General features: G+C 56.5%; 10 protein-coding genes and 1 pseudogene. 8 read left to right on the forward strand and 3 right to left on the reverse strand.

The annotated features are described in order from the left end of the window. The first annotated feature begins 174 nt into the window (after positions 1 to 174). From galE to gpmA, 5 genes are all read left to right on the forward strand, one after another. On the forward strand, positions 175 to 1,191 hold the full coding sequence (galE, locus tag ABLU87_RS02355; RefSeq protein WP_032694537.1) for a UDP-glucose 4-epimerase GalE: 1,017 nt from the start codon (positions 175 to 177) through the stop codon (positions 1,189 to 1,191). 9 nt (positions 1,192 to 1,200) lie between these two features. Next, positions 1,201 to 2,247 (forward strand): galactose-1-phosphate uridylyltransferase, encoded by a 1,047-nt coding sequence (gene galT, locus ABLU87_RS02360; protein WP_048261180.1) that lies wholly within the window; start codon positions 1,201 to 1,203, stop codon positions 2,245 to 2,247. 2 nt (positions 2,248 to 2,249) lie between these two features. Continuing rightward, positions 2,250 to 3,398, forward strand: a complete 1,149-nt coding sequence (galK, locus tag ABLU87_RS02365; RefSeq protein ID WP_004848984.1) for a galactokinase — start codon at positions 2,250 to 2,252, stop codon at positions 3,396 to 3,398. Then, complete coding sequence (gene galM / locus ABLU87_RS02370; protein ID WP_064377840.1) at positions 3,392 to 4,435, forward strand: galactose-1-epimerase; 1,044 nt, start codon at positions 3,392 to 3,394, stop codon at positions 4,433 to 4,435. The genes galK and galM overlap by 7 nt, the downstream gene beginning before the upstream one ends. Before the next feature lie 256 nt (positions 4,436 to 4,691). Next, complete coding sequence (gene gpmA, locus ABLU87_RS02375) at positions 4,692 to 5,444, forward strand: 2,3-diphosphoglycerate-dependent phosphoglycerate mutase (RefSeq protein WP_004100351.1); 753 nt, start codon at positions 4,692 to 4,694, stop codon at positions 5,442 to 5,444. 67 nt (positions 5,445 to 5,511) lie between these two features. On the opposite strand, the gene aroG is transcribed toward gpmA, so the two are convergent. Further along, positions 5,512 to 6,564 carry a 3-deoxy-7-phosphoheptulonate synthase AroG gene (gene aroG / locus ABLU87_RS02380; RefSeq protein WP_048261185.1) on the reverse strand — a complete coding sequence of 351 codons (1,053 nt, stop codon included), beginning with the start codon at positions 6,562 to 6,564 and terminating at the stop codon, positions 5,512 to 5,514. Between the two features lie 314 nt (positions 6,565 to 6,878). Here aroG and ABLU87_RS02385 point away from each other — a divergent pair, with 314 nt between their 5' ends. Further along, positions 6,879 to 7,250: a YbgS-like family protein gene (locus tag ABLU87_RS02385; RefSeq protein WP_109241428.1), complete on the forward strand. Its 372-nt coding sequence runs from the start codon at positions 6,879 to 6,881 to the stop codon at positions 7,248 to 7,250. 117 nt (positions 7,251 to 7,367) lie between these two features. Continuing rightward, the gene (gene zitB, locus ABLU87_RS02390; RefSeq protein ID WP_014228460.1) at positions 7,368 to 8,312 is read left to right on the forward strand and encodes a CDF family zinc transporter ZitB; all 945 of its coding nucleotides are present in this window, start codon (positions 7,368 to 7,370) and stop codon (positions 8,310 to 8,312) included. Here zitB and pnuC read toward each other — a convergent pair. Both pnuC and nadA read right to left on the reverse strand, forming a co-directional pair. Next, a complete protein-coding gene (gene pnuC / locus ABLU87_RS02395) occupies positions 8,309 to 9,028 on the reverse strand; it encodes a nicotinamide riboside transporter PnuC (protein ID WP_014228459.1) in 720 nt (239 codons plus the stop codon). The genes zitB and pnuC overlap by 4 nt on opposite strands. Before the next feature lie 35 nt (positions 9,029 to 9,063). Continuing rightward, positions 9,064 to 10,107, reverse strand: a complete 1,044-nt coding sequence (gene nadA / locus ABLU87_RS02400; RefSeq protein ID WP_004848967.1) for a quinolinate synthase NadA — start codon at positions 10,105 to 10,107, stop codon at positions 9,064 to 9,066. A gap of 69 nt (positions 10,108 to 10,176) precedes the next feature. On the opposite strand from nadA, the pseudogene ABLU87_RS02405 reads away from it, so the two are divergent. Continuing rightward, positions 10,177 to 10,281: pseudogene (locus ABLU87_RS02405) on the forward strand (hypothetical protein); the annotation flags it as partial. Positions 10,282 to 10,343 lie beyond the last annotated feature (62 nt).

A 10,343-nucleotide genomic window follows, 5' to 3' on the forward strand; every position in this document is an offset into this window, starting at 1 on the left:
TTTCAGAATAATAGCTACCAGACATAACATCACCCTGTTTTTAAAACAAAAAAACTCAAATGGGCTGTTTAAAAATTTTAGTGTAAACGATTCCACCAATTTGGCCTGTGTCACACTTTTGGCTTCTTTGGTATGCTATCTTCTTCTCACACGATAAGCCTATTGGAGCGAATCATGAAAGTACTGGTTACAGGTGGTAGCGGTTACATTGGAAGTCACACCTGCGTTCAACTGCTACTGCAGGGACACGAAGTGATTATTCTCGACAATCTCTGCAACAGTAAGCGCAGCGTATTGCCGATCATTGAACGTCTCGGCGGGAAAAGCGCCACCTTTGTCGAAGGCGACATTCGTAACGAAGCGCTGATGACGGAAATTCTCCACGATCACGCCATTGAAGCGGTGATCCATTTCGCCGGCCTGAAAGCCGTCGGGGAATCCGTCGCTAAGCCGCTGGAGTACTACGACAACAACGTAACCGGCACACTGAAACTCGTTTCCGCCATGCGCGCCGCGGGCGTGAAAAACTTTATTTTCAGCTCCTCCGCGACCGTCTACGGCGACCAGCCCAAAATCCCTTACGTCGAAAGCTTCCCGACCGGTACGCCTCAGAGCCCTTACGGTAAAAGCAAGCTGATGGTTGAGCAGATCCTGACCGACCTGCAAAAAGCGCAGCCGGACTGGAGCATCGCGCTGCTGCGCTACTTCAATCCGGTCGGCGCGCATCCGTCGGGCGATATGGGGGAAGATCCGCAGGGTATTCCGAACAACCTGATGCCGTATATCGCGCAGGTCGCGGTTGGCCGCCGTGAATCGCTGGCGATATTCGGCAACGACTACCCAACCGAAGATGGCACCGGCGTGCGCGACTACATTCACGTGATGGACCTGGCAGACGGCCACGTCGCGGCGATGGAAAAACTGGCCGATAAAGCCGGCGTGCATATCTACAACCTTGGCGCAGGCGTCGGCAGCAGCGTGCTCGACGTGGTCAACGCATTTAGCAAAGCCTGCGGCAAACCGATTAACTACCACTTCGCACCGCGCCGCGAAGGCGACCTCCCGGCCTACTGGGCGGACGCTGAAAAGGCCGATCGCGAGCTGAACTGGCGCGTGACGCGCAACCTTGACGAAATGGCGCAGGACACCTGGCACTGGCAGTCCCGTCATCCGCAGGGTTATCCCGACTAAGGAACCTTCATGAGCGTATTTAACCCCGTCGACCATCCACATCGTCGTTATAACCCGTTAACCGGGCAGTGGATTCTGGTTTCTCCGCATCGCGCCAAGCGCCCCTGGCAGGGGGCGCAGGAAACGCCGGCAAAACAGACCTTGCCCGCGCACGACCCGGACTGTTTCCTGTGCCCGGGTAATACCCGCGTCACCGGCGACAAAAACCCGAACTACACCGGTACGTTTGTTTTTACCAATGACTTTGCGGCTTTGATGACCGATACCCCTGACGCCCCGGAAAGCGACGACCCGCTTATGCGCTGTCAGAGCGCCCGCGGTACCAGCCGGGTCATCTGCTTCTCGCCAGACCACAGCAAAACGCTGCCGGAACTGAGCGTAGAGGCGCTGGAAGGCGTGGTTAAAACGTGGCAGGAGCAGACCGCCGACCTCGGAAAAACCTACCCGTGGGTGCAGGTCTTTGAAAATAAAGGCTCGGCAATGGGCTGCTCCAACCCACATCCGCATGGCCAGGTGTGGGCAAACAGCTTTCTGCCTAACGAGGCGGAACGCGAAGATCGTCTGCAAAAAGCGTACTTCACCGGGCACGGCGCGCCGATGCTGGTGGATTACGCGCAGCGAGAATTAGCCGACGGTAGCCGCACCGTCGTCGAGACCGAACACTGGCTCGCGGTGGTCCCTTACTGGGCAGCGTGGCCCTTCGAGACGCTGCTGTTGCCGAAAGCGCACGTACAGCGCCTGACTGATTTAACCGATGACCAGCGCAGCGACCTCGCGCTGGCGCTGAAAAAGCTGACCAGCCGTTACGACAACCTGTTCCAGTGCTCATTCCCCTACTCTATGGGCTGGCACGGCGCGCCGTTTAACGATGAAGAGAATAATCACTGGCAGCTGCACGCGCATTTTTATCCGCCGCTGCTGCGCTCCGCGACGGTGCGTAAATTTATGGTCGGCTATGAAATGCTGGCTGAAACCCAGCGTGACCTGACGGCCGAGCAGGCCGCCGAACGTCTGCGCGCTGTGAGCGACGTCCATTTTCGCGAATCCGGAGTATAACTATGAGTCTGAAAGAGAAAACCCAAGCCCTGTTTGCTGAGAAATTTGGCTATCCGGCCAGCCATGTTATCCAGGCCCCTGGCCGCGTTAACCTGATCGGCGAGCATACCGACTATAACGATGGGTTCGTGCTGCCCTGCGCCATTGATTACCAGACGGTCATCGCCTGTGCGCCGCGCGACGATCGTACCGTGCGGGTGATTGCCGCCGATTACGACAATCAGACCGATGAATTCTCTCTCGACTCGCCGATTACCAGCCACGATACCCAGCAGTGGTCAAACTATGTCCGCGGCGTGGTGAAGCATCTCCAGCAGCGGAATAACGCTTTCGGCGGCGCGGATCTGGTCATCAGCGGCAACGTGCCGCAGGGCGCGGGGTTAAGCTCTTCGGCTTCGCTGGAAGTCGCCGTCGGCACCGTGTTCCAGCAGCTGTACCATCTGCCGCTCGACGGCGCGCAAATCGCGCTGAACGGCCAGGAAGCGGAAAACCAGTTCGTCGGCTGCAACTGCGGCATTATGGACCAGCTGATCTCCGCGCTCGGTAAAAAAGATCACGCGCTGCTGATCGACTGCCGCTCCTTGGGGACCAAAGCGGTCTCGATGCCGAAAGGCGTCGCGGTGGTGATTATTAACAGTAACTTTAAACGCACTCTGGTCGGCAGCGAATACAACACTCGCCGCGAACAGTGTGAAACCGGCGCGCGTTTTTTCCAGCAGCCGGCCCTGCGCGACGTCACGTTGCAAGAGTTCAACGCCGTCGCCCACGAGCTTGACCCGGTGGTCGCCAAACGCGTTCGCCACGTGCTGACTGAAAACGCCCGTACCGTAGAAGCCGCTGCGGCGCTGGAAAAAGGCGACCTGCTGCGGATGGGCGAGCTGATGGCGGAATCCCACGCCTCCATGCGCGATGATTTTGAAATCACCGTCCCGCAGATTGATACCCTGGTGGACATCGTCAAGGCGACCATCGGCGATAAAGGCGGCGTTCGCATGACCGGCGGCGGTTTCGGCGGCTGTATCGTCGCCCTGGTGCCGGAAGATCTGGTCGAGACCGTACAGCAGGCCGTTGCCAAAGAGTATGAAGCGAAAACCGGTATCAAAGAGACCTTTTACGTCTGCAAACCGTCGCAGGGAGCTGGACAATGCTAAACCCAACAACGGAGCTGGCGCCGGACGGCCAGCCGTGGAATCTCCACACCCTGCGTAACGACGCAGGCATGACGGTCACCGTAATGGACTGGGGCGCGACGCTGCTCTCCGCGCGCGTGACGCTGGCCGACGGCAGCGTACGCGAAGCGCTGCTCGGCTGCGCGACCCCTGGCGACTATACGCGCCAGGCCGCCTATCTCGGCGCTTCCGTAGGCCGTTACGCGAACCGTATCGCCAACAGCCGCTTTTCCCTTGATGGCCGTAGCGTTAATCTGACGCCCTCCAACGAGGCCGGCCATCAGCTGCACGGCGGTCCTGAAGGTTTTGATAAGCGCCGCTGGCTGATTGTCAGCGCCGACGATCGTCACGCGCTGTTTTCACTCTCCTCCCACGATGGCGATCAGGGGTTCCCCGGCAATCTGACGGCTACGGCGCACTACCGCCTGACCGACGATAATCGTATCGCCATCGAGTATCGCGCCACCGTTGATCAGCCCTGCCCGGTAAACCTGACCAACCACGTCTATTTCAACCTTGATGGCGTGCAGAGCGACGTGCGTAGCCATAAGCTGCAAATCTTTGCCGATGCGTATCTGCCCGTTGAGAGCGACGGTATTCCAGGAGGCGATTTGCAAAACGTCACCCTGACCAGCTTCGATTTCCGCACGCCGAAGATGCTGGCGGACGATTTCCTGCGCGATGAAGACCAGCAAAAGGTCAAAGGTTACGACCACGCCTTTCTGCTCCAGGCGCTGGGCAATGCCAAAAGCCCTGCGGCTCACGTCTGGTCGCAGGACGAAAAGCTGCAGATGACGGTCTATACCTCCGCTCCGGCGCTGCAGTTCTACTCCGGCAACTATTTGGCCGGCACGCCGTCGCGCACGGCGCAGCCTTACGCTGACTGGCAAGGTCTGGCTCTGGAGAGCGAGTTCCTGCCGGATTCACCGAACCATCCGGAATGGCCGCAGCCGGACTGCGTACTGCGCCCCGGCGAAGAGTACGTCAGCCTGACGGAATATCAGTTTATTGCGAAATAATACCCAGCCCTCCTGATGGAGGGCTTTTTTTATCCTTTCGCTGAAAAATACGCCACTTACAGACAAAAACATAACCTCTGTTTTACAAGCACCTTACACTGAGCGACTATTTTCGCTATGGTTAGGGATAAGCATTGCCGTGAGGTAAGTCGCGGCAATATAATGAGAATAGTTATCAATCAATAAATATACACACTACAGATTTCGGGTCGCATCAAGGCGGCGAGAAAGATGACGTGTATTGAGGAGTAAGTGTATGGCTGTAACTAAGCTGGTACTCGTTCGTCACGGCGAAAGCCAATGGAACAACGAAAACCGTTTCACCGGTTGGTATGACGTTGACCTGTCTGAAAAAGGCGTGGGTGAAGCAAAAGCGGCCGGTAAGCTGCTGAAAGAAGAAGGCTTCAGCTTCGACTTTGCTTATACCTCTGTGCTGAAACGTGCCATCCACACCCTGTGGAACGTGCTGGACGAACTGGATCAGGCCTGGCTGCCGGTAGAAAAGTCCTGGAAACTGAACGAGCGTCACTACGGTGCGCTGCAGGGCCTCAATAAAGCGGAAACCGCTGAAAAATACGGTGACGAGCAGGTTAAGCAGTGGCGTCGCGGCTTTGCGGTAACGCCGCCGGAGCTGACCAAAGACGACGAGCGCTACCCGGGTCACGATCCGCGCTATGCAAAACTGACCGACGCTGAGCTGCCTACCACCGAGAGCCTGGCGCTGACCATCGACCGCGTCGTACCGTACTGGAATGAAACCATTCTGCCGCGTCTGAAAAGCGGTGAGCGCGTGATTATCGCCGCTCACGGTAACTCCCTGCGCGCGCTGGTGAAATACCTCGACAATATGGGCGAAGCAGAGATCCTCGAACTGAACATCCCGACCGGCGTACCGCTGGTGTATGAGTTCGACGAGAACTTCAAGCCTATTAAACATTACTATCTGGGTAACGCCGACGAGATCGCCGCGAAAGCCGCTGCCGTAGCGAACCAGGGTAAAGCGAAGTAATTTTCGCGGGATGTAAAAAAAGCGTGGAGCACTCCACGCTTTTTTATTTTGAGACTCGCCGTAAAACCTAACCGCGGCGCGCTTTTACCGCATTCGCCAGCTGACGAAGCAGCGTATCGGTATCTTCCCACCCGATACAGGCATCAGTAATGCTTTTACCGTAGGCCAGCGGCTCACCGCTGTCGAGGCTCTGATTGCCTTCCACCAGATGGCTTTCGATCATCACGCCCATAATCGCCCGCTCGCCGCCGGCAACCTGCTGGCATACGTCTGTGCCGACATCCATCTGCTTTTTAAACTGTTTGCTGGAGTTGGCATGGCTGAAATCGATCATGATCTGAGCGGGCAGGCCTGCTTTCTCCAGACCCACCTTCACTTCTGCCACGTGCTGCGCGCTGTAGTTCGGCTCTTTACCGCCGCGCAGGATAATATGGCAATCGCTATTGCCGCTGGTGTTCACAATCGCCGAATGTCCCCATTTGGTCACCGACAAGAAACAGTGCGGCGCGCCGGCGGCATTGATGGCGTCGATAGCGACTTTAATGGTGCCATCTGTGCCGTTTTTAAAGCCTACCGGGCAGGAGAGGCCGGAAGAGAGTTCGCGGTGCACCTGTGACTCGGTGGTACGCGCGCCAATCGCGCCCCAGCTCATCAGGTCGGCAAGATACTGCGGGGTGATCATATCGAGGAACTCCCCGGCCGCTGGCAGTCCGCTGTCGTTAATATCAAGCAGCAGCTTGCGCGCGATCCGCAGACCATCGTTGATGCGGAAGCTGTTATCCATATGCGGATCGTTGATCAGCCCTTTCCAGCCCACGGTGGTGCGCGGTTTTTCAAAATACACGCGCATCACGATTTCCAGCTCGCCTTTAAGCTCTTCGCGAAGCGCGAGCAGACGCTCGGCATACTCTTTTGCCGCCGCCGGATCGTGAATGGAGCATGGACCGATCACGACCAGCAGCCGATCGTCATGACCTTTCAGGATCTGGTGGATCGCTTTGCGCGCATGCGCAACGGTGTTGGCGGCGTTTTCGGTAGCGGGGAATTTTTCCAGGAGCGCAACGGGAGGTAATAATTCGTTGATCTCTTTAATGCGTAAATCGTCGTTCTGATAATTCATCTTATTTCCAGCGTTGCCATACTTATCTAGTTAAATGCAATCCCTCCAATCTATCTCTTCACTCAAAAAGTGTAAACGTGATTTTACAGTAGCGGCAGAATATTCCTGGAAATAGGCTAAAAAACGCCATAAAGTCGCGGAATAGTGGCCACAAGCTATAATTTTTAACTGTTAGAACTTAATTTTCTTTAGCATTCAGCATTATATATTAATGCCGCTCGCTAACAGCGAAGCTTTAACCACAACGAGTAGAACCTCCGGCAATGCACTGTTGGAAGAGGTAATTCGGTAAATCGATATAACAGGAGCATCCAATGAAAATGAACAAGCTAACCAGTCTTCTCCTCGCAGCAACCCTGGGCATGGCCAGCGGCGCGGCGCTGGCCGCCGATACCGGCGCGCAGTCGAATAACGGGCAGGCCAATTCGGCAGCCGACGCGGGTCAGGTCGCCCCAGACGCGCGTGAAAACGTGGCGCCAAACAACGTGGACAACGGTAAAATTAACGCCGGTTCCACCGATACCGGCGGCACCATGCTCCACCCCAACGGCTCGACCATGAACCACGACGGGATGTCGAGCGATGAAGTCCACAAGAACTCAATGTGCAAAGATGGCCGCTGCCCGGATACCGATAAAAAGGTCGGCCAGGACGAGGCGACGAAAACCGACGGTACCACTCAATAATCTGCGCGGTATCCGCCCGGAAGGAGAGCTAAGGCTCTCCTTTTTTCATTTTATTCACCCCAAGAGGTGAATCATGTCATAAAGTAATCATCAAAATAATAATGTAGGGATGGCACCATGGGGCAATCACACTCGCATAATTCTCCGCAATCCACCGAAGATAATAATGCCCGTCGGCTGCTGCTGGCGTTCTGCGTCACGGCCGGATTCATGTTGGTTGAGGTTGCAGGCGGACTCATTTCAGGTTCGCTGGCGCTGCTGGCCGATGCCGGGCATATGCTGACGGACGCCGCAGCGCTGCTGTTCGCCTTTCTGGCCGTGCGTTTCGCCAGTCGCCCGCCTAATGCTCAACACACCTTTGGCTGGCTGCGGCTGACCACGCTGGCGGCCTTTCTCAATGCTATCGCCCTGGTGGTCATTACGATATTAATCGTCTGGGAGGCCATTCAGCGTTTTCATCATCCGCAACCGGTAGCCGGTAAAACCATGATGATCATCGCCGTTGCCGGCCTGCTGGCCAATATTCTGGCCTTCTGGATCCTCCATCGCGGCAGTGAAGAGCGTAACCTCAACGTGCGGGCCGCCGCTCTGCATGTGCTGGGGGATCTACTCGGTTCGGTTGGGGCTATTATTGCCGCAATCGTGATCATCACCACCGGCTGGACGCCTATCGATCCTATTCTGTCCGTGCTGGTATCGTGCCTGGTTCTGCGCAGCGCATGGCGTTTGCTGCAGGAGAGCGTTAATGAGCTGCTGGAGGGCGCGCCGCGTTCGCTTGACGTCGACGCCTTAAAGCGCGATTTGCGCCGCTCGATACCGGAAGTTCGCGACGTACACCACGTTCATGCGTGGCTGGTTGGAGAAAAAACGGTGATGACGCTGCACGTGCAGGTGGTACCGCCGCACGATCACGACGGCCTGCTTGAACGAATCCAGGGCTTCTTACAGCATAAGTATGAAATTGAACACATTACGGTTCAGATGGAGTATCAGCCCTGCAGCGGCCCGGAGTGCCGTCTGAACATGACGCACGCCGGGCATGGACATCATCATCACCATTAGCGGGAAAACGCGTGAGAGCCGCGCTCACGCGCGCTGTTAATCCACATACGGCTGCCGTTGAGGGCGATGAAGGTCAGCAGCAGATATTCGAGCGACATCGCATAAACGCCCTGCAGGGCGAAAATAACCACGCTGATGACGTTGATAATCACCCACAGCAGCCAGTTTTCGACGTATTTGCGCGTCATCAGGATCATCGCCGCAACCGAGAGAACCATCATGCAGGAGTCCCAGAACGGGAAAGCGTCTGGCTGCAGCGCCGGCATAGCAACCTGCAGGCCCAGGGTGTGCATCAGCGCGACGGCAATCCTGGTCAGAAACGCAAAAACCGGATCGATAAATACCGTCATCAGGCCAATCGCCACCACGCAGGCCGCCAGCCAGCCTAACGCTTTCGGCAGCGGCAGCCAGCGGATTTGCAGTTCCGCCTGGTTATCGCTGGTTTGTCGTGACCAGGCGTACCAGCCGTAGACGTTGGCCGCGAAGAAAAAGATCTGCAGCAGAAGGCTGGCGTAGAGCTGGATCTGAAAGAAGATAATGGCAAACAGCGTGACGTTGATCAGCCCAAAGGCATAGTTGGCAATCTTCTCCAGGCTCGCCAGCCAGATGCACAGCAATCCTGCGACGGTGCCTACCGCTTCAATCCACGACAGGTCATATCCTCCGGCGCCAATGGGTATATGCACTAATATGTTCTGCGTACTAAAAAAATCCATCTTATCCCCAGAGCGTTCTGTAACGCAGTAATGAGCTATCCCCGAAGTGTAGCCGCAAAATCGAGCATTCTGTTTAGCGGAACCAGCGCCCCGGTTCGCAGCTGTTCATCAACGTGAATTTCATGTTCAACGCCTCCCTTTTCCAGCCCCTCCGCAATCGCCTGCAGGCCGTTCATCGCCATCCACGGACAGTGGGCGCAGCTGCGACAGGTTGCCCCTTCGCCTGCCGTAGGCGCTTCCAGCAGCTCTTTTTCCGGTACCGCCTGCTGCATTTTGTAGAAAATGCCGCGGTCGGTGGCGACGATGAGCTGCTTGTGCGGCAGCGTTTTAGCGGCATTGATCAACTGGCTGGTTGACCCCACCGCGTCAGCCATATCGACAATCGCCTGCGGTGATTCCGGGTGAACCAGCACCGCGGCCTGCGGATAAAGCGCCCGCATTCTCGCCAGCGCTTGAGTTTTGAATTCATCATGAACGATGCAGGCGCCCTGCCAGCACAGTACGTCGGCGCCGGTCTGTTTCTGCACATAGCTGCCTAAATGGCGGTCCGGCGCCCAGATGATTTTTTCACCCATGCTATCAAGATGCTCAATGAGTTCCACGGCGATGCTCGACGTCACAACCCAGTCGGCGCGCGCCTTTACCGCCGCTGAAGTATTGGCGTAGACCACGACCGTACGATCCGGATGCGCATCGCAGAAAGCGCTAAACTCCTCGATCGGGCAGCCCAGATCGAGCGAGCACTCCGCGTGGAGCGTGGGCATCAGGATGGTTTTTTCCGGGCTGAGGATTTTCGCCGTTTCTCCCATAAAGCGCACGCCGGCAACCAACAGCGTCGAGGCAGAATGTCGGGCGCCGAAGCGCGCCATCTCCAGAGAATCGGAGATACAGCCGCCGGTCTCTTCGGCCAGCTGCTGAATTTCGGGGTCGGTATAGTAATGGGCCACCATCACCGCATCGCGCTCGCGCAGCAGGCGTTTAATTTTTTCGCGATAAAAGTGCTTCTCATCGCGGTTTAACGGCATGGGCTTCGGAGGAAAAGGATAAATCGCCGCTTCCGGGTCAAACATTACGCTCATCTTGCAGTCTCGTTTCACTGGCTTAACTTTCAGACCGTAATAATGCCTGAAGAAAGGTATTAATCGGTCATGGTGTTTTATATGCTAAACAAGATAGCCGATTGTGCAGAAAATGTCGTGAGGAATTTTTCCCTCAGGAAGCATTTCCCGGAGGCGATGCTACGCATCTGTCCGGGCTGCCAAACCTGCAGAACGCACGAATCTGTAGCCCGGGCAAGGCGCGTCAAGCGCCGCCC

The sequence above is a fragment of the Klebsiella sp. CB_Kp196 genome (assembly GCF_040061575.1).
Classification (GTDB): domain Bacteria; phylum Pseudomonadota; class Gammaproteobacteria; order Enterobacterales; family Enterobacteriaceae; genus Klebsiella; species Klebsiella michiganensis.